This is a genomic window from Bacillus sp. ILBB4, from assembly GCF_035064545.1.
Taxonomy (GTDB): Bacteria; Bacillota; Bacilli; order Bacillales; family Bacillaceae_H; genus Priestia.
In genome coordinates, this window is the sequence record NZ_JAIQVD010000002.1 from 329,006 (window position 1) to 354,665 (window position 25,660).

The 25,660-nt window shown below is 38.7% G+C and carries 28 protein-coding genes; 7 read left to right on the top strand and 21 right to left on the bottom strand.

The genetic code is table 11. The features are described 5' to 3' along the window. Positions 1-6: 6 nt before the first annotated feature. The 5 genes from bshA to LAV82_RS07950 are packed head-to-tail and all read right to left on the bottom strand — an operon-like array spanning position 7 to position 3,410. Positions 7-1,134: an N-acetyl-alpha-D-glucosaminyl L-malate synthase BshA gene (gene bshA, locus LAV82_RS07930; RefSeq protein WP_013056094.1), complete on the bottom strand. Its 1,128-nt coding sequence runs from the start codon at positions 1,132-1,134 to the stop codon at positions 7-9. Next, complete coding sequence (gene bshB1, locus LAV82_RS07935; protein WP_211078152.1) at positions 1,135-1,845, bottom strand: bacillithiol biosynthesis deacetylase BshB1; 711 nt, start codon at positions 1,843-1,845, stop codon at positions 1,135-1,137. Between the two features lie 10 nt (positions 1,846-1,855). Next, a complete protein-coding gene (gene mgsA, locus LAV82_RS07940) occupies positions 1,856-2,254 on the bottom strand; it encodes a methylglyoxal synthase (protein ID WP_013056092.1) in 399 nt (132 codons plus the stop codon). 12 nt (positions 2,255-2,266) lie between these two features. Beyond that, on the bottom strand, positions 2,267-3,067 hold the full coding sequence (dapB, locus tag LAV82_RS07945; RefSeq protein ID WP_013056091.1) for a 4-hydroxy-tetrahydrodipicolinate reductase: 801 nt from the start codon (positions 3,065-3,067) through the stop codon (positions 2,267-2,269). Between the two features lie 13 nt (positions 3,068-3,080). After that, entirely contained in the window at positions 3,081-3,410 is a 330-nt protein-coding gene (locus LAV82_RS07950; RefSeq protein ID WP_013056090.1) for a nucleotide pyrophosphohydrolase, read from the bottom strand. A 312-nt stretch (positions 3,411-3,722) separates the two neighbouring features. Here LAV82_RS07950 and LAV82_RS07955 point away from each other — a divergent pair, with 312 nt between their 5' ends. Then, positions 3,723-4,589, top strand: coding sequence for a YitT family protein (locus LAV82_RS07955; RefSeq protein WP_013056089.1), 867 nt, complete (start codon positions 3,723-3,725; stop codon positions 4,587-4,589). 29 nt (positions 4,590-4,618) lie between these two features. Here LAV82_RS07955 and LAV82_RS07960 read toward each other — a convergent pair whose 3' ends face one another. The 4 genes from LAV82_RS07960 to LAV82_RS07975 form a co-directional block, all read right to left on the bottom strand. Further along, on the bottom strand, positions 4,619-5,296 hold the full coding sequence (locus LAV82_RS07960) for a zinc metallopeptidase (RefSeq protein ID WP_013056088.1): 678 nt from the start codon (positions 5,294-5,296) through the stop codon (positions 4,619-4,621). 64 nt (positions 5,297-5,360) lie between these two features. Further along, positions 5,361-6,137, bottom strand: coding sequence for a sporulation protein YpjB (locus LAV82_RS07965; protein WP_013056087.1), 777 nt, complete (start codon positions 6,135-6,137; stop codon positions 5,361-5,363). Between the two features lie 84 nt (positions 6,138-6,221). After that, on the bottom strand, positions 6,222-7,238 hold the full coding sequence (locus LAV82_RS07970; RefSeq protein WP_029325123.1) for a CAP domain-containing protein: 1,017 nt from the start codon (positions 7,236-7,238) through the stop codon (positions 6,222-6,224). Between the two features lie 190 nt (positions 7,239-7,428). Then, positions 7,429-7,848, bottom strand: coding sequence for a CBS domain-containing protein (locus tag LAV82_RS07975; protein ID WP_013056085.1), 420 nt, complete (start codon positions 7,846-7,848; stop codon positions 7,429-7,431). Between the two features lie 185 nt (positions 7,849-8,033). Here LAV82_RS07975 and LAV82_RS07980 point away from each other — a divergent pair, with 185 nt between their 5' ends. Next, positions 8,034-8,393, top strand: a complete 360-nt coding sequence (locus LAV82_RS07980; protein WP_013056084.1) for a YugN family protein — start codon at positions 8,034-8,036, stop codon at positions 8,391-8,393. A gap of 36 nt (positions 8,394-8,429) precedes the next feature. On the opposite strand, the gene ctaG is transcribed toward LAV82_RS07980, so the two are convergent. The 6 genes from ctaG to cyoE form a co-directional block, all read right to left on the bottom strand. Further along, positions 8,430-9,368 (bottom strand): cytochrome c oxidase assembly factor CtaG, encoded by a 939-nt coding sequence (gene ctaG, locus LAV82_RS07985; RefSeq protein WP_211078154.1) that lies wholly within the window; start codon positions 9,366-9,368, stop codon positions 8,430-8,432. Positions 9,369-9,425: 57 nt separating this feature from the next. Then, positions 9,426-9,758: a cytochrome c oxidase subunit IVB gene (gene ctaF / locus LAV82_RS07990; protein WP_013056082.1), complete on the bottom strand. Its 333-nt coding sequence runs from the start codon at positions 9,756-9,758 to the stop codon at positions 9,426-9,428. A gap of 4 nt (positions 9,759-9,762) precedes the next feature. Continuing rightward, positions 9,763-10,383, bottom strand: a complete 621-nt coding sequence (ctaE, locus tag LAV82_RS07995) for a cytochrome c oxidase subunit III (protein ID WP_013056081.1) — start codon at positions 10,381-10,383, stop codon at positions 9,763-9,765. Continuing rightward, entirely contained in the window at positions 10,383-12,248 is a 1,866-nt protein-coding gene (gene ctaD / locus LAV82_RS08000) for a cytochrome c oxidase subunit I (protein WP_029325121.1), read from the bottom strand. Before ctaD ends, ctaE begins: the two co-directional genes overlap by 1 nt. A gap of 34 nt (positions 12,249-12,282) precedes the next feature. Further along, positions 12,283-13,338: a cytochrome c oxidase subunit II gene (gene coxB / locus LAV82_RS08005; protein WP_013056079.1), complete on the bottom strand. Its 1,056-nt coding sequence runs from the start codon at positions 13,336-13,338 to the stop codon at positions 12,283-12,285. A 137-nt stretch (positions 13,339-13,475) separates the two neighbouring features. Then, entirely contained in the window at positions 13,476-14,414 is a 939-nt protein-coding gene (gene cyoE / locus LAV82_RS08010) for a heme o synthase (protein WP_057274571.1), read from the bottom strand. A 504-nt stretch (positions 14,415-14,918) separates the two neighbouring features. Here cyoE and LAV82_RS08015 point away from each other — a divergent pair. Beyond that, positions 14,919-15,821 (top strand): COX15/CtaA family protein, encoded by a 903-nt coding sequence (locus LAV82_RS08015; protein ID WP_211078256.1) that lies wholly within the window; start codon positions 14,919-14,921, stop codon positions 15,819-15,821. Between the two features lie 39 nt (positions 15,822-15,860). Here the strand turns inward: LAV82_RS08015 and pyc are convergent, their stop codons facing one another. The 3 genes from pyc to LAV82_RS08030 form a co-directional block, all read right to left on the bottom strand. Continuing rightward, positions 15,861-19,310: a pyruvate carboxylase gene (gene pyc / locus LAV82_RS08020; protein WP_499715854.1), complete on the bottom strand. Its 3,450-nt coding sequence runs from the start codon at positions 19,308-19,310 to the stop codon at positions 15,861-15,863. 133 nt (positions 19,311-19,443) lie between these two features. Continuing rightward, entirely contained in the window at positions 19,444-20,634 is a 1,191-nt protein-coding gene (locus LAV82_RS08025; RefSeq protein WP_499715855.1) for an FtsW/RodA/SpoVE family cell cycle protein, read from the bottom strand. A 143-nt stretch (positions 20,635-20,777) separates the two neighbouring features. After that, complete coding sequence (locus LAV82_RS08030; RefSeq protein ID WP_370506486.1) at positions 20,778-21,044, bottom strand: Fpa/YlaN family protein; 267 nt, start codon at positions 21,042-21,044, stop codon at positions 20,778-20,780. A gap of 281 nt (positions 21,045-21,325) precedes the next feature. Between LAV82_RS08030 and LAV82_RS08035 the strand changes: the two genes are divergently transcribed. Then, positions 21,326-21,826, top strand: coding sequence for a peptidyl-prolyl cis-trans isomerase (locus LAV82_RS08035; protein WP_499715856.1), 501 nt, complete (start codon positions 21,326-21,328; stop codon positions 21,824-21,826). Between the two features lie 37 nt (positions 21,827-21,863). On the opposite strand, the gene LAV82_RS08040 is transcribed toward LAV82_RS08035, so the two are convergent. After that, entirely contained in the window at positions 21,864-23,192 is a 1,329-nt protein-coding gene (locus LAV82_RS08040) for a PhoH family protein (protein ID WP_013056072.1), read from the bottom strand. A 217-nt stretch (positions 23,193-23,409) separates the two neighbouring features. Here LAV82_RS08040 and LAV82_RS08045 point away from each other — a divergent pair, with 217 nt between their 5' ends. Then, the gene (locus LAV82_RS08045) at positions 23,410-24,009 is read left to right on the top strand and encodes a YhcN/YlaJ family sporulation lipoprotein (protein ID WP_013056071.1); all 600 of its coding nucleotides are present in this window, start codon (positions 23,410-23,412) and stop codon (positions 24,007-24,009) included. A gap of 26 nt (positions 24,010-24,035) precedes the next feature. Here LAV82_RS08045 and LAV82_RS08050 read toward each other — a convergent pair whose 3' ends face one another. Next, positions 24,036-24,491, bottom strand: coding sequence for a pyridoxamine 5'-phosphate oxidase family protein (locus tag LAV82_RS08050; protein WP_013056070.1), 456 nt, complete (start codon positions 24,489-24,491; stop codon positions 24,036-24,038). Between the two features lie 185 nt (positions 24,492-24,676). Here LAV82_RS08050 and LAV82_RS08055 point away from each other — a divergent pair, with 185 nt between their 5' ends. Both LAV82_RS08055 and LAV82_RS08060 read left to right on the top strand, forming a co-directional pair. Next, positions 24,677-24,877: a YlaI family protein gene (locus LAV82_RS08055; protein WP_013056069.1), complete on the top strand. Its 201-nt coding sequence runs from the start codon at positions 24,677-24,679 to the stop codon at positions 24,875-24,877. Between the two features lies 1 nt (position 24,878). Continuing rightward, complete coding sequence (locus LAV82_RS08060; protein ID WP_013056068.1) at positions 24,879-25,313, top strand: hypothetical protein; 435 nt, start codon at positions 24,879-24,881, stop codon at positions 25,311-25,313. A 26-nt stretch (positions 25,314-25,339) separates the two neighbouring features. On the opposite strand, the gene LAV82_RS08065 is transcribed toward LAV82_RS08060, so the two are convergent. Further along, positions 25,340-25,657 (bottom strand): YlaH-like family protein, encoded by a 318-nt coding sequence (locus LAV82_RS08065; protein ID WP_013056067.1) that lies wholly within the window; start codon positions 25,655-25,657, stop codon positions 25,340-25,342. Positions 25,658-25,660: the final 3 nt, after the last annotated feature.

Here is a 25,660-nt window from a genome sequence, read left to right on the forward strand (position 1 = left end):
CATTCTTCAACCCTGTACCAATTTATAATAAAGTTTTTCATATTGACTCACAATCTCTGTTGAATGAAATTTATGATTAACTGCGCTTAGAGACGCTTCCCTCATTTGGTGATGCAGCTGTTCATTTTCAAGTAGCTGAATTGCTTTACTCGCTGCCTCTTCAACGTCTCCCACTTCGCAAATATATCCTGTTTTTTCGTGTTCAATTACTTCGGGAATTCCGCCTATATTTGTTCCGATGCATGGAACACCACAAGCCATAGCTTCTAAAAGTACAAGCCCAAAGCTTTCTTTTTCAGATAATAACAGTTTTAAATCGCTAATCGAATATAATTCTGCTACATTTTCTTGTTTCCCAAGAAATAACACAGAATCTTGAAGATTTAGCTCTCTTACTAATTGAGACACAACCGTCATTTCAGGGCCGTCCCCTACAAGCAGCAGCTTAGACTGAAGCTTTTTATTAATAATAGCAAATGTTTTGACTATATCTGTAACTCGTTTGACTTGACGAAAGTTTGAAATATGAATAACGACTTTTTCATTTTCTAATATGCCATACTCCGCTTTTAAATACTGCACTTCTTTTTTATGATAAACTCGTTCATCAATAAAATTATACATCGTTTCAATTTCTTTATCTGGACTAATTAAATGGTGAGTTTGATCAACAAGTGACTGAGATACAGCAGTCACTGCATCTGATTTCTCAATACCAAATTTAATTAAATCTTTTAACGATGGATCCTCTCCTAGAACCGTAATATCTGTCCCATGAAGAGTCGTCACAATTTTCACTTCGTGCTCCACCATTTGTTTAGCTAAAATCCCGCAAACGGCATGGGGGATTGCATAGTGCGTATGAATAATGTCAAGCTTTTCTCTTTTAGCCACTTCAGCCATTTTACTGGATAAAGCGAGATCATACGGAGGGTATTTAAAGACGGAGTACTGATTTACATCTACTTCGTGAAAATAAATATTTGGATATACTTTCGTCAATCTAAAAGGCATGCTAGAGGAAATAAAATGAATTTCGTGCCCCTTTTCAGCCAGCAGCTTCCCTAGCTCCGTTGCTACCACTCCTGAACCTCCAACGGAAGCATAACATGTAATACCAATTTTTAACTTCATTTATTTTCCACCTACTAAATCGTCGTACATCAAAATCGGTTTTTTAGATAAAAAACCTTCACCGTATGCTACCCCGACTTCTTTGCCAAATAATCTCTCTCTGCTCTCTACCGTTTCAATATATCCGTTTACCAGCGGCGTATCAAACGTATCTGCTGTTTTTATAAATTGACTTTCATAAGCCTCTAGACTAGCTATTTTCTTTTGAAACGTGCTTGATACATCTACGATAAAATCTGGCTTATGAAATCCATTTATCATATAGAAATAAAGAGACTCAGCACGATGAGCTTTTTGCTTTTTATAATCGATATAATTTTTAACGCCAGCGGAAAACATGGCCTCTTCTACAAGCTTTGCACAATTTCCATGATCAGGATGACGATCTTCAAAGTAAGGAGCAAATATAATCCTTGGTTGATACGTGCGAATGACTGATGCAATTTCAGCTATATACTCTGCCTTTAAAACCAAACCTCTGTCTGGCAAATGCAGATGAATTCGCTCATGAACTCCTAAGACATCAGCAGCTTTGGACGCTTCTCGTTTTCGAATTTCAACCGTTCCATTTGAAGAAAGTTCAGCTTGCGTCAAATCGCAAATAACTACCTTCAAACCTTGTTCACTCATTCTTGCAATGGTTCCACCCATACCGATTTCTACATCATCGGCATGAGCACCAAAGGCAAGGATATCTATTGTTTCTTTCATTATCTTCACCCTATTTTTTTATAATTGAACGCCAATGCAAATCGCCTCGTTCAAGTCCATGAATTAAAATCTCTGCTGTTCCCATGTTCGTTGCAAGAGGAACCGCATAGACGTCACATAGGCGCATCAGAGCTGAAATATCAGGTTCATGAGGCTGAGCTGTTAACGGATCGCGGAAAAAAATAACCATATCCATTTCATTTTGAGCAATTAAAGCTCCTATCTCCTGATCTCCTCCAAGCGGCCCTGATTGAAAGCGGTGAACCTTCAAACCTGTTGCTTCTGAAATACGCGTTCCTGTTGTTCCTGTTGCGAACAGCGAATGTTCCTGTAAAATCGCTTGATAGGCTGTTGTGAATTGTACCATATCATTTTTCTTTTTATCATGTGCAATTAAGGCGATTTTCATTTTTCTCGCTCCTTAGTCAATAATATTTTCTAATCCATATACAAGTGTGTCTACGTTCATAACTGTATCAACAGCTAGCTTCACACCTGACATAAAAGAAGCACGGTTGTATGAATCATGACGGATTTTTAATGTTTGTCCAAATCCTCCGAACATTACTTCTTGGTGAGCAATCAGCCCTGGCAGGCGTACGCTATGTAGGCGGATCCCTTCATAATCTGCACCGCGCGCCCCTTCTAGCAATTCTTTTTCCTCAGGATGACCCTGTTTTTTTGCTTCACGAACTTCACTGATAAGCTCCGCTGTTTTTAAGCCTGTTCCTGATGGTGCATCTAACTTTTGATCGTGATGCATTTCAATAATTTCAACATCATCAAAGTATTTAGCTGCCATTTGTGAAAACTTCATCATTAAAATAGCGCCAATCGCAAAATTAGGTGCAATGATACAGCCAAGTTCCTTCTCTTCAGCAAGCTGCTTTAATTCTTTTAAATCTTCTTCTGAAAAGCCAGTGGTTCCTACAACAGGTCTTACTCCATATGTTAGGGCTGTTTTAGTATGAACGCGCCCAATTTCAGGTGTTGTCAAGTCAACTAAAACATCTGCCTTAACGTCTTGAAAACATTTTTCAATATCCGTGTAGATTGGCGCTTGTACATTTGGCATTCCTTCAATATCACTTATGTATTTTCCTTCATTGATACGATCTACCGCTGCTACTAATTCAAAATGCTCTGTTTCTTCTATTAATAATACAGCTTCTTTTCCCATACGACCTCTTGGTCCTGCAAGTACAATTCGAATTTTGTCCATTCTTTTTCTCTCCTTAGTCTTCTTTTTTCGTCCAGCGATCTTTGTCACGCGTATTAAATTTATTCATAACGCGATCATGCGCTTCTTGTAAATCAATATTTAATGAATTTGCAAAGCAAATTAATACAAATAAAATGTCGCCCATTTCTTCTTCGACCGTACGTTCTGCTTCAGTCGTTTTCTTCGGCTTTTCACCATAATAGTGGTTAATTTCGCGCGATAATTCGCCCACTTCTTCCGACATTCGCGCAAGCATAGCAAGAGGACTAAAATATCCTTCTTTAAATTGGCTAATATATGCATCAACTTCTTGTTGCATTTGCTCCATCGTTTTTTTTGACATCTTTTTATTTCACCTCTTTTAGAAGTACACTCAGCTTACTATTATAACATCTTTACTTCAAATTATTTAGTGTAATTACTTCTTCTTACCAAGCCTTTGTCAGATGCTCTTTCACAATATTCCTCGCGTTTCCCTTAATTCTCAAAAATCTGTCTATATTTTACGAATTCAGGATACTACTAATACATAGCACTAGAAGAAACATCATCACTTTTTACTATTTTCAAAAATCTTTTCGATAGTTATTTACGAAATGAAATATATTCCTTTATGATAAGGTAGTGCAAAAACGGTCATAGGAGGTTTGTAAGTATGAAAGGTCTCAGATTTAAAAATATTATTTTTATACTGCTTGGTGCTGCCATATTTGCCTTTGGACTTGTTAATTTTAACATGCAAAACAATTTAGCCGAAGGTGGATTCACAGGCATTACCCTGCTTCTATTTTTCTTATTTAACATTGATCCCTCTTATTCTAACTTAGTGTTAAATATTCCTTTGTTTTTTGTAGGGTGGAAACTATTAGGGAGAACAGCATTTATTTATACCATGCTCGGAGTCGTTAGCTTATCGCTATTTTTATGGATATTCCAGCGCTTCCCGGTGAATATGCCCCTGCGTCATGATATGACTCTAGCAGCTCTTTTTGCCGGTGTTTTTATTGGAGTGGGTCTTGGCATTATTTTCAGGTTTGGAGGAACAACAGGAGGAGTCGATATCATCGCACGTGTTGTTCAAAAATATATCGGGTGGAATATGGGGAAAACGATGTTTCTTTTTGACTTTATTGTGATTAGTGCGTCTCTCATTTATTTATCCTACCGAGAAGCTATGTACACACTTGTTGCAGTCTTTGTCGCTGCACGGGTTATTGACTTTATGCAAGACGGCGCGTATGCCGCGAAAGGAGCAACGATTATTTCAAATCATAACGAAGCCATATCGGATAAAATTATGAAAGAAATGGATCGAGGCGTGACGATTTTAAAAGGACAAGGTTCTTTTTCTAAGCAAGATACTAACGTGCTATACTGCGTGGTTAGTAAAAATGAAATTTTCCGTTTAAAGCAAGTTATTACTTCTGTAGATCCACACGCATTCGTTGCAGTTACGGATGTTCATGATGTCTTAGGCGAAGGATTTACCCTTGATGAAAATAAAAAACCTCTTGAAAGATAAAAAAATACCGCTAATGCGGTATTTTTTTATTAGTCGTCGTTATTCATTCCTGTATAAATCATGATTAAACGAACCAACTCAAGAACTGCTACTGCTGCGGCTGCTACGTATGTTAAAGCCGCTGCGTTAAGCACTTTACGCGTCTCGCGCTCTTCGTCATTTCGAATCGCTCCAACTGAGACGATTTGCGTCATCGCTCGGCTTGAAGCGTTAAATTCAACAGGCAGTGTTACAACTTGGAATACGACCGCTGCTGCCATGAAAATAATACCTAACAATAGCAACGGCTTAATCGACGCGATAATTCCAATCATAATTAAAATCCAAGAAGCGTTTGATCCAAGGCTTGCCACCGGCACAAGGGAGTGGCGAAGACGTAAAAACGAATAGTTTTCTTTGTCTTGAATCGCGTGTCCCACTTCGTGAGCCGCAACGGCAGCGCCCGCAACAGACGTTCCGTAATAGTTGTCTTCTGATAAACGAATTACTTTTGAACGAGGATCGTAGTGATCCGATAAAAATCCGCCTACAGGCTCTACGTGAACGTTGTACAACCCGTTTTCATCCAAAATTTTTCTTGCCACTTCTGCGCCTGTCATTCCTGATGAGTTGCTTACTTGTGAATATTTTTTGTAAGCACTTCTCACCTTAAACTGTGCCCAAATTGGCACAAGGATAATAATGAGAAAATAAATCAAAAAGCTCATTTACCCACACCTTTCATTATGTGTTTGACTACTCTTTTATTTTAGACAATTCTGCGCTTTTACGTCAATCATTACGCCCTCTAGCTGACTTTCTTTTCTGGTCAGCAAAATATTTTCGCGCTCCTACATAAAAAAGTGTAGCAATAATAATACTTCCGGTGGTAATTGTAACCCAAATAAAAGACGGGTCTGTACGATTTTCTTTTACTTGTTCAAAAAAATCTTTTAAGTTTTGTTCCATTTGGTTAAACTGCTCATCGTTAATCTCACTTGGCGTTCCTTCAGTTTGTAAAAAGTGAACGTCCGCGCTCACACGCTGTACGTAGGGAGACGACACGTCTACCTGCGCGCTCGGTAAGATCATATCATATTCCTTCAAAAATTGCTTAAGCTGCGCTTCATAAGCCGCTTGTTCTCCTTTTACCGCTTCATTTCGCATCTCTTTAAATGTTGCTAGCATACTGCCTTCGAGCTCAGTCCACATAGGCTGATGCTTGCTGTGCAGCGCATCGACTAACAATCGAAATTGAGTAGCTTTTTGAAGACGTTCTTCATCACTGGAATCAGAAGATAAAAGAGACCTTTCTACCTGTTCATAACAAAGAGTTAAAATACGTATATCTTCGGCCGATACGCCCAAAGAAGCTGTATTGAGACTGGTAAATTCATTCGAAAAGTTTCTGAACAAATGTTGGGCTGCTTTATACTCCTTTTGCTCTACAAGCGATAGCGTTTGATCAGATAAGTTATCAAGCTTTTCCCACTGCCCTTCAGCTGCATGTACAGTAGTCGTATATGCAAAGAAAAGTACGAGCAATATTCCTACTATTCTTCCTTTCATTCTCGTCCCTCCTCTAACCTCTACTAAAACTTATGAGAAAGAGGACAAGAGTAGACCTATTTTCAAAAGGAAGTTTTAATCTTACTATTCATTCATCGGAGTGATAAAGTTTTGCGTATAATATTTCTCATATACACCTACACCAAGACGCGTAAACTCTTTATTGAGTAAAGCCTTACGATGTCCCTCACTATTAAGCCACCCTTCAACCGCAGCGATTCCATCCTGATAATTCGAGGCAATATTTTCGCCCGCGATACGATATACTACATCACCTTTTTGCAGACGGTTGCCTAAATCACCTTGTGCTGGTGAAACGTGAGAGAAATAGTTTAAGTCGCTCATTTCTTTGCTGTGTAAATAAGCTACTCCAGCAGTGGCTTCGTCCCAAGCTAAAGGTGACAGCTGAAACCGGTCTCGAATTACATTTGTAATATCGATAATTTGCTGCTCTTCTCCTTCTTGGACACTTTTCCACTCCTCCGATGTCAATGACGGAGCTGTTGGAAGCTCGCCGCGATAAACAATTTCGTACGGGCGCTGTTTTAATAGCGTGTCCATGTCCATAATTCGAATACTTGAGATTGTATTAAGGAACTGATCAAAATATAGTTGGACGTATACATCTCCATATTTAATAATGGGACGCATTTTCATATCCTCTTCACTCAGACGAAATCGGTATTCATTTCCGTCTTTTTGAAGCGTGAGTTCGGATGAAAGTGAAACTCTTTTTTCTACTTCCTCTCGCTTCTCACCAATCTCAAAAGGATCTGTATTTGTTTTTGAGCCAATGACGTATACAGATACGACTTGATTATTTTCTACTCCTACCTGCGCATATGTTTGACGATTCTTTTTGTAAATCCACCAGTCATAGCCATATGCAGAAGAATCAATACGATCCGGCTCTCCAAGCATTCCAATTAACTGTTCTGAATGATCTCCAATGAGCCTCATCATATTTTCACTTTGTTTTTCATAAGAAGCCACTTCTTGTGTGGGCTGACTTTTGGAATCCGTTTGGTTTTGCTCAATATTTTGACCCGTTAGATATTTTTCTAGCTGAGGTAAATAATCCTCCGCGTATACAAATGCCACTATTAATACGAGAATAAAAATAACTTTTTTCAGCTTTTCTTCCTCTCCTTACACCTGTTTTCTTTACCTGTTTAACTTATTTTTATCTCTATTATACATGCATTCAAAAAAAAATAGCTATCGGTATGAAGGAAACAAAAGAAAAAGCCAACTATTTACGAATATACTGCAAACAGTTGGCTTTCGCTTTTTAATGCGTTTGTTGTGAAATGTCTGAGAGCGCTTCTCCTGCACGTTCATTTGCATAGCGAAACGTTGATAAATCACCTAGCGATACAATCCCTACTAGCTTTTGATTTTCCACAACGGGAAGACGACGGATTTGATGTTGAGCCATAAGCTTAGAAGCTTCTTCTACAGAGGCTTCCGCTGTAATAGTTATAAGCTCTTCACTCATAACATCCGTTACTTTACTTGAATTTGGCTTCTTTTCTGCAATGCCTTTTATAACTAAGTCTCGATCTGTAATCATTCCTACTAGCTGATCTCTATCGACAATTGGAATTGCTCCTACATTCCATTCCTTCATTTTCACTGCTACTTCATATACGTTATCAAGCGTGGTGCATGTTTCCGTATCAGCTGTCATTACCTCTTGTACAGTTTTCATTGTTTTATCCTCCTTTACATCGTGTGTTCGTTTTATAGTGTGACCAACTTTTTAGTAAACTTTCGTATTTAAAACGTTTAAATAAAAATAGATAACGTTTACATTTTTCCTTATTAGATATTGCAAGTTTTATCCATTCGGCTTATGATTTAATTGGGGTATATCTGTTTTGGGAGGGAGTTCATATGAAATTTGAATATGCAAAATTTGATTCATTAAAGGTTGATTTAGATTTATTAGATGAGATTATGCATCAATTTGGTCTGGTCCGCGCCGGACAATGGGATTATGAACGCGTCACGTACGATCGAAAATTCGAGTTTCAGCGAGATACCTTCTATTTGCGAGTACAAGGACATGCTATTTCAGGCGACGTAGGGGGCAGGCATGCTGTTATTCATCTTATGACACCTCTACTAGGCAAACATTATTATCCTCACGGTGTAGAATATGGAGACGGCGAATACTTTCCGCCATCCCTTGTAGAACAGTGTGAAAAGATATTAACACAAATCAAATCACAGCTTGAAACCGTTCAGCTATAGAATTAGAAAAAGCGCAGTAATCACACTGCGCTTTTTTTAATTCAAAGGAGGAGTAGACGGAAATTCCTTTGGTTTTATATCTTGAGGCTCAGTAAAATCGGGCATGTACGTATCTTTCTCTCGTTCTTTTCGAGCCCACTGAAAAAAAATAAATCCTAAAACCGTTCCATACACAATTTCTTGAATGATCTTCATAATAACACCGCCTAGCTGCTGATCTTCCACGGGTGGCAGCGTATTAAACATCTCGGGAGCAAGCTGCCCTAAACTTGCAATCATAGAAGGCGGTACACAAAGGGAAAGAGCTTGTACCCAAGCGCTTGAGTCTGTATACGTCGCATATAAAGAGTGATTTGCAAAAATAATCAGCGCGCATGCTGGAGTAAGGAGTACACCATCTGCAAAAATGTATCCAAGTTTTTTTAAAGAACTTAGCGTTTGTTCTTCTTCTAGCTGATTAACGAGTGGCCACCACATGCAAAATGCAGCGATAAATAATACAACACTCACGATTCCGTGGAGCATCATATCTGTTTTAATAAAATCAAAAAGCAGCGGAATATGATACAAAGAGAATAACCCATTGAATAATAGCAGCGCAATTAAGGGCTTTGTAAAGAATTTAAAAACATGTTTAACCCCTTTTACATAAATAACAGAACGAGCTAGCCACGGCGGAATTCCTAAAATGAAAAGCGGAGGAATCACCAAGTAAACGATGGCCATTTGCGTCATGTGAGCACTAAACATAAAATGCCCTAGTAAATCTACGGGTCCTCCTTTACATATATATAAAAGAACCATGCTAATAATAAAATATGCTTTTGTTTTTCTGTTTACGGCCTCCGCTCCCATAAAATTCCCTCTCCATCTACCAACGATGAAAAAATATAAGACGGTCACCAGACAAATAGTTAGAAAATAATAAGGACTCCAAAGTGCTTCAAAACCAAACATCCGCAAATTGTTAATCAACGTCTATTCCTCCTTCTACAGATGATGAAAAGGACTGGCGCATGCCAGCCCTTTTCTTTACCACCAAATAATGGTTACAAAAGCTAAAATGGTTAAAAGAGCTACCAATACGCCTGAATACAAGAAAAATGCTGGTATGGTATGTCCTTTGTGGTTCATATGCATGAAATAATAAAGTTGAAAGATGACTTGAACAACCGCCAAGAGCACAATCACCGGCATAATGTACCATCCGCTAAACTCTTGATAAACCGCAAAAAAAGCAATTAGTGTTAAAAACAGCATCATAGCAAAAGAGACAACTTGCATTTTCATATCTTCTGCATTTCTTTTTTTGCGATACTCTAAATTGAGCCTTGGGTTATCTGAGTTTGATTGATTTGTCGTCATCAGCTTATCCCACCATTCCCATTAAATATACAACCGTGAAAATAAAGACCCACACAACATCGATAAAGTGCCAGTATAAACTTGCTACATAATATTTTGGGGCGTTATATAAGTTTAACCCCCGCTTCGCATTTCGAATCATTAAAGAACCAATCCAAAGCAATCCAAACGTTACGTGAGCTCCGTGAGTTCCAACCAGCGCATAGAAAGAAGAACCGAATGCGCTGCTTGTGAACGTATGCCCTTCATGAACATAATGCCTGAACTCATAAATTTCTAATCCTAAGAAAGCTAAACCTAAAAGCCACGTAACGCCTAACCATAGCTGCATCTTTTTAAATTCAAAATTTTTCATATGATACATAGCATATACGCTGGTTAGTGAACTTGTTAATAAAATCATCGTGGCTGCAAAAACAAGCTTAATATCAAACAATTCTTCTGGCTTAGGTCCTGACATCGTTGAATTACGTAACGCTAAATAAGTAGCAAAAAGTGAAGCAAACAAAACCGTCTCTCCGCCTAGAAAGAGCCAAAAGCCAGTAAATTTATTTTTCCCTTCAAGCGTTGCTTTTTCAGGCGAAGCAGGGAAAGTTTCAGCAGTTAGCTTTTGTTCAGTCTCCATTACATCTTCGCCTCCTTGTCATCATCAACTAAGTCTTCTTTGTGAATATGAAAGCCGTGATCATCAATCCATGAACGGAAGAACATTGATAAAAACATGACGATCATTCCGATAATCCCTACAATATCCCCCCACGCATGATCATTTCGATACAAAAAGCCAATCCCCGCAATAAACATTCCAAGCGATATCATAAATGGAATAAACGACGAATTTGGCATATGAATATCACCAAGAGGTTCGGCTGGCGTCATTTCTTTATTTCCTGCCATTTTTTCAATCCAATATGCATCTAACCCGCGTACAAGCGGCGTTTGTTTAAAGTTATACTCTGGAGGCGGAGATGAAATAGCCCATTCTAATGTGCGTCCGTCTCCCCAAGGGTCTCCTCCTACCTTTTGTCCTTTGGCAGTTGTTTTTATAATATTAAACAGTAAAATGAGCGTAGCAACCGCCATGAAAGCAGCTCCTGATGAACTGATTGCATTCCCAAGGTCGAGACCTTGATTAGGCAAGAACGTCCATACGCGGCGAGGCATTCCCATTAGGCCTAAGAAATGCTGAATAAAGAACGTTAAGTGGAAACCAATCAAAAAGAGCCAGAACGTTGCTTTGCTTAACTTTTCATCTAACATCTTCCCAAACATTTTTGGCCACCAGTATGTGACACCTGCTAATATAGCGTATACGACACCGCCTACGATAACGTAATGGAAGTGGGCAACGATAAAATAAGAATCTTGAAATTGATAATCTGCAGGTGCTACAGCTGCCATAACTCCTGTTACTCCCCCGATAACAAATGATGGAATAAAGGCGACAGCATACAGCATTGGAGACGTAAACTCAATACTTCCTCCCCAAAGCGTAAACAGCCAGTTGAAAATTTTAATTCCAGTTGGAACGGCGATAGCCATCGTAGCGACAGCAAAAATGGCATTTGCAATCGGACCAAGTCCGGTTGTAAACATGTGGTGAGCCCACACCATGAACCCTAAAAATCCGATTAATACGGTAGCAAAAACCATCGACGAGTACCCGAATAATCTCTTTCTTGAAAAAGTAGGTAAAATTTCAGAGAAAACACCAAACGCTGGAAGAATTAAAATATATACTTCCGGATGACCGAATATCCAGAAAAGATGTTCCCAGATAATGGTGTTTCCACCCATTGTAGCGTCAAAAAAGTTTCCACCGAATAAGCGGTCAAAAATCATTAAAAACAATCCAACCGTTAGTGCTGGAAACGCAAACAAAATAAGAGCTGATGCAACAAACGTCGTCCACGTAAACAGCGGCATACGCATATAAGTCATACCTGGCGCCCTCATGTTAATGATTGTCACGAGAAAGTTGATACCTGAAATCAATGTCCCGGCTCCCGAAATCTGCAAACCTATCGCATAAAAATCAATTCCGTGACCAGGTGATGCAATAGACAGCGAAGCATATGATGTCCAACCTGCATCAGGTGCTCCTCCTAAAAACCAGCTTAGATTTAAAAAGAGTCCCCCAAAGGCAAACAGCCAAAAACCTAACAAATTTAAAAATGGAAATGCTACATCTCGAGCTCCAATTTGCAGCGGAACAACTGCATTCATCATGGCAAAAAGAAGCGGCATTGCGGCTAAGAAAATCATCGTTGTTCCATGCATTGTTAAAATTTCATTATACGTTCCTGCACTGACAAAGTCATTGCTTGGTATAGCCAGCTGAATACGTATAAATAGCGCTTCCACTCCTCCGACTAGAAAAAAGATACCGCCGGCAATTAAATAAAGAATGGCAATTTTCTTATGGTCAACGGTTGTCATAAAGTCCCAAATTGTTCCACCTACACCCTTCTTTTGACTGAGTGTACTCATCGCTAAACCTCCCCTTTTAAAAACGACTGGACGTTTATTTTTCTTTTAAACTCATTAAATAGTCTGCTAGTTCATTCACTTGTTCATCTGTTAAGTCAGGATATGTACCACTCATCTTATTACCCGGCTTAACTTTTTCAGGGTCTTTTAACCATTTTTTGATATTTTCCTTGTTGTGAGGAAGCACCCCAGCTACACGCTCACGTTCAGAAAAACCGGCTAAGTTTGGTGCTTGACGAGCTTGCTCTGGACGATTGTCTTTGACGTCAACAGCATGACATCCGATACAGCTTTCATTAAAGACCTCTTGACCAGCTTTTGCGGATGCTGTTTCTACATCAGGCTTTGCCTTTTTCAAATCTTTTGCCCACGTATCAAATTCACCGCTTGATACAGCCCGTACTTTAAAGTCCATAAGAGAATGAGATGGACCGCAAAGCTCAGCACATTTTCCGTAGAAAACCCCGTTAGCTTCCTTCGATTTTTTAGAATCAAACACTAGCCAGAATTTATTATCATTTTCTGTGTTAGCATCGAGCTTTCCTCCAACTGAAGGAATCCAGAATGAGTGCTTGACGTCAGAAGCTTTAATATTAAAGTAGACCTTTTTATCCGTTGGCACAACTAGATCTTGCGATGTAATAATTTTTTGATTAGGATACTCAAATTCCCACCAGTACAAGTTAGCGCGCACATTTACTACGACAGCATCTTTGTCCTTCATTCCTTTTACGTCCGCTAGCTTAAATGTTGAGATGACCGTTGGAACAGTCAAAATAATCAGCAGCAAGATAGGGATCACTGTCCATATAATTTCTAACTTTCTGCTTCCCTCTACTTGCTTTGGAATCACATTTTCTTCGCCTTTGCGACGACGAAAGCGCAGAATAACAAATATAAAGATAATGGTGACAACAATAATAACTAAAACCATGATGGCTGTACTAAGCAGCATAAGCGAATATTGTTCTTCAGCTACCTCACCTGCAGGCTTAAGTGTTGACAAAAACGGTTTTCCACAGGCCGATAACACGAATGCAAGCAGCGTAAATAACGACAAAACACGAAAGTTCAATCGCCATTTTTTCATACCATTCCCCAACCTCTCTTTCATTGACGTGATTTCATCTATGCCCTCTTGAGCATAAAACTTATTCCTTCTATAATGAATTCTACATGTAGAAGAAATCCCCCTTGTGCAGTGTCGCATTCAGTGAAAGATTTTATCTAGGCAAAAAGCGTTGCGACAATCATTGAGACAAATAAAATAGTTAAATAGTTTAGTGAGTAGACAAACATCATGCTAGCCCACTTTGTGTCTTCTTGTTTATTGTATTGAGCAAATCCTAAAAATAGCCATCCTATGTTTAAAACAGTGGCCAAAATTAGAAATGGAGTGCCTAATTCGTATAAATAAAGAGGTAATGGCAACAAACAAGCAATCCAAATGAGAATCTGTCGTTTTGTAAGCTCAAAACCGTGTACAACAGGCAACATAGGGATTCCCGCTGCCCGGTATTCTTCACATCTTCGCATAGCAAGAGCTAGAAAATGAGGCGGCTGCCAAATAAACATGATTAAAAATAACACCCAAGCCACTACATGTAAGTTGGGATCGATAGCGGCCCATCCAATTAAAGGCGGGACAGCGCCTGATATACTTCCGATTACTGTATTAATTGTGTATAGTCTTTTGGACCACATGGTGTAAAGAACTACATATGTAAGTATTCCTGCTAATCCAATGAGAGCGGCTACGGAAGAAACAACTAGTAGCATAAGCAAGCCGGTTAACGTAAAACCGATTCCAATCCCAAGGACCGTCAAAGGTGTAAAACTTCCTGTCACTGTAGGTCGTCCCTTTGTTCGTTCCATTAGAGGGTCAATGTCACGATCTATGTAATTGTTCAAACTGCATGAACCGGCGATGATAAGTGAAGAACCTATTAAAGTAAAAAATGCTTTATCCAGGTTTTCTAAGAAGTGTTGTTCGTTGAAGAAAAGAGCTAGCCAAAAACCAGTAAAGGTGGTGATGAAATTTGAATTGACTATTCCAATTTTAATCGTAGCTAAAAAATCTGACCAAATGGAGCTATTTTCGCTTACATGAGCTGTGTTAGGCGATGCAGAAAGCGTTGAATCTTCCACCATTTTTGAATCTTCCATGGCGCGTCCTCCTTTACTCATCCACAGACTTTTATCTAGTAAATAAAGAGTCTATAAATGAAGGCGTTTTCAACATATTTTTACAAAAATCTCCTCTTTGTTCACAAAGAAGTCATATTCCTCTCACCAAAGCTACTTAAAAGCTTCACATGTAAACGATAAAATAGTAGAGAAATATCTATTTCTCATGTTTATTAAACCATATTTTGCCGCTACTTTGTGAAGAATTCATGAAAAAAATATGGATTTTTTTTGACATGAGCTAAATGCATGTCCCTGTCACTTGTTAAAAGATATTTGTGCAAGTAAAATAGTTTTCTGTACGGTACCTTTTACATATCTGCAGAGTCAAACTCATGAATAAACCTTACACTTTCTACCATTATAACAAATTCAATCAAGTTTATGGAGAATAAATGAAATTTATGTTTAATATACAAAAAGATTAGGATAAATTGTTTAGCTCGTTATATTACTTACTTTGCTTTTAGGATGGTGATTATTGTGCGACTTGGATTAAAATCTTTATCCGTTGTGACGAGCATGGCCATGTTACTTATTCTACTTGGCGGTGCCCTTGTCACGAAAACTGGTTCAGCAGACGGGTGCGGAGATTCTTGGCCTCTGTGTAATGGACAGCTCATTCCTGACCCTTTAACATTTGAAACCGTTGTTGAACTAAGCCACCGTTTAGTTTCTGGCGTGTCGGGCTTTCTTGTGCTCGCTTTATGCGTATGGGCATGGATTTCACTAGGACATATAAAAGAAGTTAGACCTTTAGCATTTATCTCTTTTTTCTTCCTAGTACTGCAAGCATTAATTGGGGCTGCTGCCGTTATGTGGGGGCAATCAGATGCAGTGCTTGCTCTTCATTTTGGTATTTCCCTTATTTCGTTTGCTTCTGTGCTGCTGTTAACACTTATTATCTTTGAAGTGGATCAAAAGCTCGACGCAACTAATATACAGCTAGGCTCTAAAATGAAAAAACACATTTACGGGGTTATCTTGTACACATATGCTGTTGTGTACACGGGCGCGCTTGTTCGCCATAAAGAAGCTAGCTTGGCTTGTCCAGACGTTCCATTTTGTTCAAACGGAAACGGTTGGCTACCTGTTGATTTGAATCAGTGGATTCAAATGGGACATCGATTCGCTGCTGTTTTAACGTTTGTATGGATTTTAGCTGCCTTTATCCATGCAGTTAAATATTATCGCTATCAAAAAAATATTTTTTACGGATGGTTAACTGCTCTCATTCTAATTATTTTTCAGGCGGTTTCCGGTATGCTTGTTGTTGTCACACGTTTGCAGCTAGAGCTCGCGCTTGCTCATTCTTTAATTATCTCTTTCCTATTCGGTGTATTAAGCTACTTAACCTTACTTGCAACGCGTCATACACATAATTGATCAAAAAAGGTACGAGCTCAGAGCTCGTACCTTTTTTAATTAGCTTTCTAATTCAATTAACAGATCTCCCGGCTGGATGCCATCTCCACTCGACACGTGTACTTGTTTAATCACGCCGTCAAATGGTGCTTGCACGGTTGTTTCCATTTTCATTGCTTCTGTGATCATTAAGTGATCACCTTTTGAGACTTTATCGCCTTTTTCTACTACTACTCGAATAACGGTTCCAGGCATTGAAGCGCCGATGTGGGCCGGATTTCCTTGGTCGGCTTTTTGTTTTGCCGTAACGGTTGTTTTGACACTTTCGTCTTTAATCACGACTTCACGAGGCTGACCGTTCAATTCAAAGTATACCGCTCGCGTACCGTCTGCCTGCGGTTCTCCAATGGATACAAGGCGGACAATTAAGGTTTTTCCTTTTTCAATCTCAATTTCAACCTCTTCTCCTAAACGCATGCCGTATAGGAAAGTCGGTGTATCAAGAACAGAAATGTCCCCGTATTGTTCGACTGCTTTGTGGTAATCCATAAATACTTTTGGATACAGCGCATAAGCAATGGCATCAAAACTCGTTACTTGACGATTTAAGTCTTTAAACAGCTTCTCTTTCACTGCATCGAAGTCCACATCTTCTAACAATTCTCCAGGACGAACTGTAATAGGTTTTCTGCCTTTTAGAATGATGCGCTGAAGCTCTTTAGGGAATCCCCCGTGAGGCTGCCCTAAATACCCTTCAAACAATTCAATAACTGAATCCGGGAAGTCAAGCGTTTCACCGCGCTCAAACAGCGTTTCTTCTGTCAAGTTGTTTTGAACCATAAACAATGCCATATCTCCAACTACTTTTGATGATGGCGTAACTTTTACAATATCACCAAATAACAAATTCACGCGTGAATACATATCTTTTACTTCATCCCAGCGGTTTCCTAAACCAACTGCTTTTGCTTGTTGCTGTAAGTTGCTATATTGACCCCCTGGCATTTCATGCTCGTACACTTCCGTATGAGGAGCGTTCATGCCGCTTTCGAAGTCTTGGTAATATTTTCGCACGTCTTCCCAATAGTAAGAAAGCTGTTCTAGATTTTTAATATCTAGATTTGGTCTGCGGTCCGCACCTTCTAATGCGTAATAAAGAGAGTTAGCACTTGGCTGAGACGTTAAGCCTGCCATTGAGCTTACGGCTACGTCTACAATGTCTACACCTGCTTCAATTGCTTTTGCATACGTGTATACACCGTTTCCGCTTGTATCATGCGTATGAAGGTGGATTGGAATATCAACCGTTTCTTTTAGAGCCGATACTAAATCATAAGCTGCCTGTGGTTTTAAAAGACCCGCCATATCTTTAATGCCCAGGATATGTGCTCCAGACTGCTCAAGCTCTTTTGCTAAGTTCTTGTAGTAATCCAAATCATACTTACGGCGCGTCGGATCTAAAATATCACCTGTATAACACATCGCTGCTTCTGCAATCTTTCCTGTTTGACGAACGGAGTCAATTGCAAGAGTCATTCCTTGCACCCAGTTTAAGCTGTCAAAGATACGGAAAACATCAATACCTGCATAAGCTGATTTTTCAACAAATTCTTTAATTACATTATCAGGATAGTTTTTATATCCAACCGCATTTGACGCGCGAAGAAGCATTTGGAAAAGAACGTTTGGCGCTTGTTGACGTAAAGTAAGCAAGCGATCCCACGGATCTTCTTTTAAGAATCGATAAGCGACATCAAACGTTGCTCCCCCCCACATTTCCATAGAAAATAAATCTGGAAGCAAGCGTGCAGTTGGGTTAGCTACTTGTTTTAAGTCGTTTGTACGGATACGCGTTGCTAAAAGAGACTGATGGCCATCACGGAAGGTTGTATCCGTTAATAGCACTTCCTTACGTTCTTTCACCCAATTTACTAAACCTTCTGCACCTTTTTCATCTAAAATCTGCTTTGTTCCGTTTTGAATTGGTTTGCTTATATCCACACTAGGAACGCGCGGTTTCGTAAAGATCGGCTTTTTCTTTTCCGATACACCTGGGAATCCGTTTACCGTAACATTCCCAATGTATGTAAGCATTTTAGTTCCGCGGTCTTTTCGCTTCGGGAAAACAAAAAGTTCAGGCGTTGTGTCAATAAATGATGTATCATAAGCACCTGTTAAGAACTTATCATGCTTCACTACATTTTCAAGAAACGGAATATTTGTTTTAATTCCACGAATACGAAATTCTTTTAAGTTCCGTACCATTTTTGATGCGGCTTGATCGAATGTTAATGCCCATGTTGTTACTTTTACTAACAGTGAATCATAATAAGGCGTAATTACAGCACCTTGGAAGCTGTTTCCCGTATCTAAACGTACTCCAAAACCGCCACCAGAACGATAAGCCATAATCTTACCCGTATCCGGCATAAAATTGTTTAACGGATCTTCTGTCGTTACACGAGATTGAATCGCATATCCATGTACGTGAATTTGATCTTGTGCAGGAATGGACACTTCCTTGCTGTGAAGCGCGTAGCCGTCTGCAATTAAAATTTGCGATTGAACGATATCAATACCTGTAATCATTTCAGTAATTGTGTGCTCTACTTGAACACGTGGATTTACTTCAATAAAATAAAAATCGTTTCCCGATACTAAAAATTCTACTGTACCAGCATTTATGTACTGCACTTTTTCCATCAGCTGCACAGCTGCTTCACAAATGCGGAGACGTAAGTCTTCATCTATAGAAACACTTGGTGCTACTTCTACTACTTTTTGATGACGACGCTGCACAGAGCAGTCGCGTTCATAAAGATGCACAACATTTCCTTGTTCATCACCTAAAATTTGCACTTCAATATGTTTTGGATTTTCAACTAGTTTCTCGACATACACTTCATCATTACCAAAAGCCGCTTTTGCTTCTGATTTAGCACGGTCATAAGATTCGTTCAGGCTGTCTGCATCGCGAACGATACGCATGCCTCGACCGCCTCCGCCCAAAGCAGCTTTGATCATTAGAGGATATCCATGCTGATTAGCAAATTCTTTTGCTTCGTCAATTGAATCAATAGGACCATCCGTACCAGGAATAACGGGAATATCTGCTTGAATAGCCTGATGACGTGCTTTTACTTTATCGCCAAACATATCAAGATGCTTGGATTTTGGGCCAATAAAAATAATGCCTTCTTCTTCGCAACGTTTCGCAAATTGGATATTTTCTGACAAAAAACCATAGCCAGGGTGAATAGCATCTACATCATGAGACTTAGCAATGTCGATGATGCCTTCTATATCTAAATAAGCATCAATCGGTTTTTTCTCCGCTCCTACTAAATAGGCTTCATCCGCTTTGTAACGGTGATAAGAGCCTGCGTCTTCCTTAGAATAAATCGCAACAGTCCGAATATTCAGTTCAGTACATGCTCGAAATACACGAATTGCAATTTCTCCTCGGTTTGCTACTAATACTTTTTTGATTTTTTTAGTTACAAAACTCATGTTGCTAATCTCCTCTCAATTTCGTATAAACTTCAATATATAGCAAAATTAGATAAAAGAAAAGCAAAAATCAATGGAAAATGATAAAATTCCAATAAATTTTTGCTTTTTTTACACATTTTTTTCACGAAAATCATTCGCTTGTTGTTGGTGTATTGTTCGGATGTAGCACAATATTTTCCGTATTTTTCTGTTTTTTATTTTGATAATTTACGAAAAACGAAATATTTACAATAATTCCCATAGATACCATCAGCGTTAGCAGCGAAGACCCTCCGTAACTGATAAACGGAAGCGTGACGCCGGTAATCGGAATGAGTCCCGTAAGTCCTCCAAGATTAATGCCTGTTTGAATACCTATCATACTGGCTACTCCAATACAAATCATGCTGGCAAACGGATCCTGAGATTTTTTAGCCAGCATTAAAATCCTGAAAATTAAGAAGCCTAAAAGGCCCAGCACGAGCATAACTCCAAAGAACCCTAATTCTTCTGCAATAATAGCCATAATGAAATCGGTATGGGGCTCCGGAAGATAACCATACTTTTGTACACTTTCTCCTAAACCAAGGCCTTTTAAGCCTCCTGTACCTATTGCTAAATATGAATTAACCAGCTGATAACCGGTTCCTTGAGCATTGGTAAACGGATCTGATGCACCGGTAAAACGGCCAATTCGATTGGCAGTAAACTGACCTGTAAAAAAACCAATCGTAATAATTACCGTAAGCAAAATGATACCTAGTGCTAGCATGCGGAAAAAGGTTTTTTTAGAGATTCCCGAACATAGCATAATGGTAACAGCAATAGCAAAAATAATTGATCCCGTTCCAAGGTCAGGCTGAATAGCTACAAAGCCTAATATTAGAAATACAAGACCCATAGGTCCAAAAAAAGCTTTTTTGATGTTGTCAATATACTCTTGCCTTTTAGACAAAACATACGATAAGTATAAAATGACAACAAGCTTGGCATACTCAGCCGGCTGCATGTTTGCCCCGCCAAGCTGCAGCCAACTTTGCGCATTGTTACTCGTATGTCCCATTACAAACACAAGCAAAAGCAGTACAAAAATGCCTAGAATCGCATAAGGCAGTATTTTAGGATACAGCTTGTAAGGTGTTAGCATTGTTAAAATGAACAATACAAGCGTAAAAGCAAGCCACATTTTTTGTCTGTTGTAAAAGAAATCGCTTGACGTATGATATCTTGTAATACTTACAATCATACTTGAACTGTAAACCATAACTAGTCCAACCGCACAAAGAAGCAGCACTGGAATTACAATTGAATAGTCAAAATGCCTAAATATTTTTTTTACCATAACCCTCTTCCTTTAAAAATGACGTGTTTCTGTTTCGTTTCATCTTTTATGTACAAATTTGAGTAAATTAGGAAATTTCAACCACCTGTAATAAAAAACTCAAACTACGTTTGTATATAGTTTGAGTTTCGATCGCGTGATTTTTATTTTTTTGTAAACGCTTCATGCAGTGCAGAAAGTTCACGCTCGAGGCGGTCTAGCAATGTTTTTCCAACACGTTCATCAATTAAACCAAGACGAACTGCAAAATCAATTTCTCTTGATAAACCAAACATTTGTGTATCTAAAACCTCTTCATAAAGAGGACATTGTGGCATTGTTAAGTTATCCATTTGAACTTGAATTAATTGCAAAATCTTATCTGCATCAGCTTTTAACAACGCATACGCTTTTTCACGATGATCTATCATTGTCTCAGGCGTCAAACTCAATCCCTCCGTTCGCGAGCGATTACCTAATCTATCTCTCAATTTTAAAGGCTATGCTCCAAAAAAGCAAGGATAAACATGTCCGTGAGGCTGGCCGTCTTTTTTATACTGTTACTTTCTCAAAACCGTTACCATAGATGTAGGAAATTTCGCACTTTCGTTGACCTTTACATTATATCATACGAGAATCACTCTCAACTAAATTTTTTCATCAAAGTGACAAATAAGTAGAAAGCGCTTATACTTTTAGCAAGGGGGCATTTATGATGAATTCAATTATTATGTTAAAAGGAAAAGTAAAATATACGCTGACACTCGACCCAAGCGTGTGGATTTTCGATGACCGCAAGCTCGATATGGACGTTTTCTTTGAACATCCACCGGAGCAAAAAGACGAGACAGAAGCGTACACAAAGGCTGTTTCGAAGCATTGGGACCGTGAAATTCAAGAGGGAGCCGTCTTTCCTCCTACGTTAAAAACCGAAAAGAAATTCAAAAAACGGGAGCTAGTAAATGGAACATTTGGTATTTTATTTGCACCTTTTCTAGCAAACGCTTCACCTACTGAAGAAGCTACCAACGTTTCATTTAAAACAAAAGACGCGCTGATTTCTTTTTCATTAGAAGAAGCTCAAAAACTAGTCTTTGGTTTCAGCCAAGATGGAAAGCCTCTTAGAGAAGATGGGCCTATCTATGTCTATTTACCTGACGGATCTAACCGAAATAACCCTATTAAATATGTGGAAGAAATCATCGTTACATAATAAAAGAAGCGGGGTTCCAAAAGGAACCCCGCTTCTTTTAAAGAATATCAGCTGCTAATTGTGCTAGCCCGGAGCGCTCTCCTTTGATTAACCGAACGTGGCCCGATACTTTTTGCTCTTTAAACTTTTCAACTACGTACGTTAATCCGTTGTTATACTCATCTAAATAAGGATGATCAATTTGAGCCGGATCTCCCATAAGGACAATTTTACTCTTTTCCCCTACCCTTGTTAAAATTGTTTTAATTTCATGCTTCGTTAAATTTTGCGCTTCATCAATAATAATGAACTGTTCCGGAATGCTTCGGCCTCTTATATACGTCAAGGCTTCCACTTCTATTGAACTGAGCCCCGCTAGAATCGCATCCAGTTCTCCAGGCTTTTTAGTGTTGAATAAGTACTCTAGGTTATCATAAATTGGTTGCATCCATGGACGAAGCTTCTCCTGCTTTTCTCCTGGCAAGAATCCAATATCTTTCCCTAAAGGAACAATAGGACGAGCTACAAGTAGCTTTTTAAAACATCCTAGATCTTCCGTCTGCATAAGTCCTGAAGCTAAAGCAAGCAGCGTTTTACCCGTACCTGCCTTTCCAATTAACGTGACCAGTTGAACGTCGTCTCTAAGAAGAAGTTCTAAGGCCATAATTTGCTGAACATTTCGAGGTTTGATTCCCCAGATATGATCATATTCAAATAAAAGCTTTTTTACTTTCGTTGTTGTCTGATCGACAATGCCGATGGCTGATCCGGATCCCCCAAATGCATCTTTCATCACTAAGAATTGATTTGCAAAAAAGGAGTGGTTCGCAATTTGAGACGTTAGCAGCTCTCCTTTTTCGTAAAATTGACTCAGCAGTTCTTTTGCAATATAGACTTCCGAAAAGCCTGTATAAATACTATTGAATTCCACTACTCTATCACTTAAAAAATCTTCTGCTCTTAAGCCGATTGCGTCAGCCTTCACACGTACCAACACATCTTTACTCACTAGTATCACTTCACGTCCATCTTCTTTTGTTTCCTCTTCAAGAGATAGATTTTTAGCAACCGCTAAAATTCGATTATCATTTGTTTTTTCCACAAAGATTTCTTGAAGCTGTTGAAAAGAGCGATGATTGAGTTCAATTCGCAAATGGCCCCCATTTTCTAAAGGGATTTTCTCATATAACTTTCCATGTTGTCTCAAGTTATCAATGAGTTTGGATACCTGCCTTGCATTTCGTCCGACTTCATCCATATTTCTTTTTTTCGAATCAACTTCTTCTAGCACAACGGCCGGAATCACTACTTCGTTATCATCAAATGAAAAAATTGAATGCGGATCTTGTAATAAAACATTCGTATCTAATACATAAATTTTTCCCAATAATTCAGCCTCCTACTCCGATTGTTTTTCCTGTAAGGAGTGAAACAAGGCACCCATCCATTTATATACTATGTAACGCACATGTGTGAAGTGACCTTAAATGGACGGACCATTTTCTTTAAATATATGAACACGTGTATAAAGATAGAAGAACTATTAGAAACTAAATACAAATTACTACAAAAAATGAGTCATTCATAAGGAGGAGTCTCCCACAATGAACAAATTTTTTCTATCCATTAGCTTATGTTTTATTACACTAACCGGCTGTAACAATAACCAAGCAGACGTTGAAGAAGGGCAAAAAACAGATCGAATTGTACAGGTCAAAAATTCATCTCCTGAACGCTCTCACAAGCGTACTGCTAATGAAATATCAGCTCATTTAGTTGAACTGGCTTCAAGCGTTCCGAATGTAAATGATGCTACTGCCATTGTGCTTGGTAAGTATGCAATCGTAGGCATTGACGTCGGCAAAGATATTGATCGTTCAGAGGTAAGTTCAATCAAATATACAGTTGCCGAAGGTCTGAAAGCTGATCCGTACGGCGCTAATTCTGTTGTTATTGCAGATCCTGATACGGTCGCTCGGCTAAAACAAATTGGAAATGAAATTCGCAAAGGTCGGCCGGTTACAGGATTTTTAGATGAATTAGCAGCCATTGTAAACCGAGTGATGCCTGAATTTGCAGAAGAAATTCGCCGAAATCCTAGCTCAACAGATACAAACAATCAAAAATTAAATAATAAACAAGAGCAAAATTTAAAGAATGAGCAGGAAAAACAATCTAATAATCATCTTCAAAAAAATGAATAAGAAAGTCGCTTAGCGGCAGGCTGCTGCTAAGCTTTTTTTATCGCTTCAATTACTTGCTTATCGAGTTTAGCAGCTGCTACTGGATCATAGGTCTTTTCATATGAAGGGTTTACTGAAATCTTAGAACCATAGAACATGACATCTCTTACTTCATTAATATCTAGTTCAATTAGCGCCAGCTTTAAAGCTACTCCTTCTAACTTTTCTTGCGCTACCTCAGCTATTCCGCTGATTGAGTAGCATGATTCATTAGCAAGAATATTTACCACTGCTTTATTCGTATGTTTAATGTTTTCTACAATCCTCGATTTGACATCTACGGCAAATCGAATTTTTTGTTTAGTCGGAGCTACTAACCACGAAATGGCACTAACATTTGGACCGTTTGTTTCAAAATCAATAGTTGAAATGGTTGCAAATCTCTCTGTCTGTAGCTCATCGTATAATGCATCTACTAATTGAGTCTCGACTTCGTTGGCCATTTTCATCCCTCCTACTGTTTATGTACTTACTAGTTACTATCTTCGAGCTAACAAGCAAAATTACCTGCTTCTTTAGGAATGTTTTCCTATCGTTCCTTTTCTACTGAGAGATAGCACCGCAAAAAAACTTTATAAAACAAGAATTTTCGGCTAGAATGATGTATAGAGAAGTTGAGGTGATAGAAATGAGAGTACAATGTGTCATGTGCGATAAAATTGAAACAATTGAGGATGAAACGCTTGTGGCAAAACGACTGCGCAACCGTCCTATCCATACATATATGTGCAATGAATGTTCTGAACGGATTGAAAAACGAACAAAAGAACGCATAGCTACTGGTAACTTTAAACTATATGAGTCGAAAAAGACAGAGGAGGATTGGTAAGGTGCTCCGATTAGGAATAAGTATTGGCATGTTAAGCGGGATTATCCTTGGGTTATGTTTAAAATGGATAGAATGGCTAACCGGCAAACAAGTTTATACCCTTTTATTAAATGTTGATTTTATTCCTATCATTGGCCCTATTCAATGGCCTGAATGGGTAGAGTTTGTTTTTCATTTACTCATTGCCGTTGCAATTGGGATCGTTTTTGTTTACATAGTAGGTAAATTAAATAATATGTCTATTCGAAAAATCGTATTGTGTTCCTTTTTATTAACACTTCCAACCATTCCTTTGTATTTTCCGTTGACGCTGCTTGCGCTCAAGCCTACGCCTGCGGTGGATGATGCAGTAGCGATTTTTTATTGGACAGCTGGCCATTTAATTTTCGCAGCCGCTCTTGTCTTCGGCTATATCATACTAAAAAGACGCTTGTAGCTACAAGCGTCTTTTTATGTAGTCTTTCATGAACCCAACGTGGAGTTTTGCTTTTTAGCCTGATACAGCCGTATTTTATAAATAATTAATACAAGCGCTGCAACCACAAGCCCTTCAGCTACAGGTAAAAAAATGCCTAAAAACGTTAAGATCGTACATCCAAAAGCTAAAAATAGATAAATAACCACAGATTTTAAAAGCGGCAGCTTCTTTGCAAACCCGAGTTTGTACACGAGAACAGATAGCCCTAAAATGGTAAAGTATAACAGCCACATTCCTATTTTTGCATGTTCATCTACTTGATACAGAGCAGCAAAAAATGAAAGGTGTTCTTTTACATCCATACT

Bases quoted from the DNA above. Each gene is read 5' to 3' on its own strand.
- bshA (WP_013056094.1), bottom strand. From the start codon at position 1,134: ATGAAGTTAAAAATTGGTATTACATGTTATGCTTCCGTTGGAGGTTCA.
- bshB1 (WP_211078152.1), bottom strand. From the start codon at position 1,845: ATGAAAGAAACAATAGATATCCTTGCCTTTGGTGCTCATGCCGATGAT.
- mgsA (WP_013056092.1), bottom strand. From the start codon at position 2,254: ATGAAAATCGCCTTAATTGCACATGATAAAAAGAAAAATGATATGGTA.
- dapB (WP_013056091.1), bottom strand. From the start codon at position 3,067: ATGGACAAAATTCGAATTGTACTTGCAGGACCAAGAGGTCGTATGGGA.
- LAV82_RS07950 (WP_013056090.1), bottom strand. From the start codon at position 3,410: ATGTCAAAAAAAACGATGGAGCAAATGCAACAAGAAGTTGATGCATAT.
- LAV82_RS07955 (WP_013056089.1), top strand. From the start codon at position 3,723: ATGAAAGGTCTCAGATTTAAAAATATTATTTTTATACTGCTTGGTGCT.
- LAV82_RS07960 (WP_013056088.1), bottom strand. From the start codon at position 5,296: ATGAGCTTTTTGATTTATTTTCTCATTATTATCCTTGTGCCAATTTGG.
- LAV82_RS07965 (WP_013056087.1), bottom strand. From the start codon at position 6,137: ATGAAAGGAAGAATAGTAGGAATATTGCTCGTACTTTTCTTTGCATAT.
- LAV82_RS07975 (WP_013056085.1), bottom strand. From the start codon at position 7,848: ATGAAAACTGTACAAGAGGTAATGACAGCTGATACGGAAACATGCACC.
- LAV82_RS07980 (WP_013056084.1), top strand. From the start codon at position 8,034: ATGAAATTTGAATATGCAAAATTTGATTCATTAAAGGTTGATTTAGAT.
- ctaF (WP_013056082.1), bottom strand. From the start codon at position 9,758: ATGACGACAAATCAATCAAACTCAGATAACCCAAGGCTCAATTTAGAG.
- ctaE (WP_013056081.1), bottom strand. From the start codon at position 10,383: ATGGAGACTGAACAAAAGCTAACTGCTGAAACTTTCCCTGCTTCGCCT.
- ctaD (WP_029325121.1), bottom strand. From the start codon at position 12,248: ATGAGTACACTCAGTCAAAAGAAGGGTGTAGGTGGAACAATTTGGGAC.
- coxB (WP_013056079.1), bottom strand. From the start codon at position 13,338: ATGAAAAAATGGCGATTGAACTTTCGTGTTTTGTCGTTATTTACGCTG.
- cyoE (WP_057274571.1), bottom strand. From the start codon at position 14,414: ATGGAAGATTCAAAAATGGTGGAAGATTCAACGCTTTCTGCATCGCCT.
- pyc (WP_499715854.1), bottom strand. From the start codon at position 19,310: ATGAGTTTTGTAACTAAAAAAATCAAAAAAGTATTAGTAGCAAACCGA.
- LAV82_RS08025 (WP_499715855.1), bottom strand. From the start codon at position 20,634: ATGGTAAAAAAAATATTTAGGCATTTTGACTATTCAATTGTAATTCCA.
- LAV82_RS08030 (WP_370506486.1), bottom strand. From the start codon at position 21,044: ATGATAGATCATCGTGAAAAAGCGTATGCGTTGTTAAAAGCTGATGCA.
- LAV82_RS08035 (WP_499715856.1), top strand. From the start codon at position 21,326: ATGATGAATTCAATTATTATGTTAAAAGGAAAAGTAAAATATACGCTG.
- LAV82_RS08045 (WP_013056071.1), top strand. From the start codon at position 23,410: ATGAACAAATTTTTTCTATCCATTAGCTTATGTTTTATTACACTAACC.
- LAV82_RS08050 (WP_013056070.1), bottom strand. From the start codon at position 24,491: ATGGCCAACGAAGTCGAGACTCAATTAGTAGATGCATTATACGATGAG.
- LAV82_RS08055 (WP_013056069.1), top strand. From the start codon at position 24,677: ATGAGAGTACAATGTGTCATGTGCGATAAAATTGAAACAATTGAGGAT.
- LAV82_RS08065 (WP_013056067.1), bottom strand. From the start codon at position 25,657: ATGGATGTAAAAGAACACCTTTCATTTTTTGCTGCTCTGTATCAAGTA.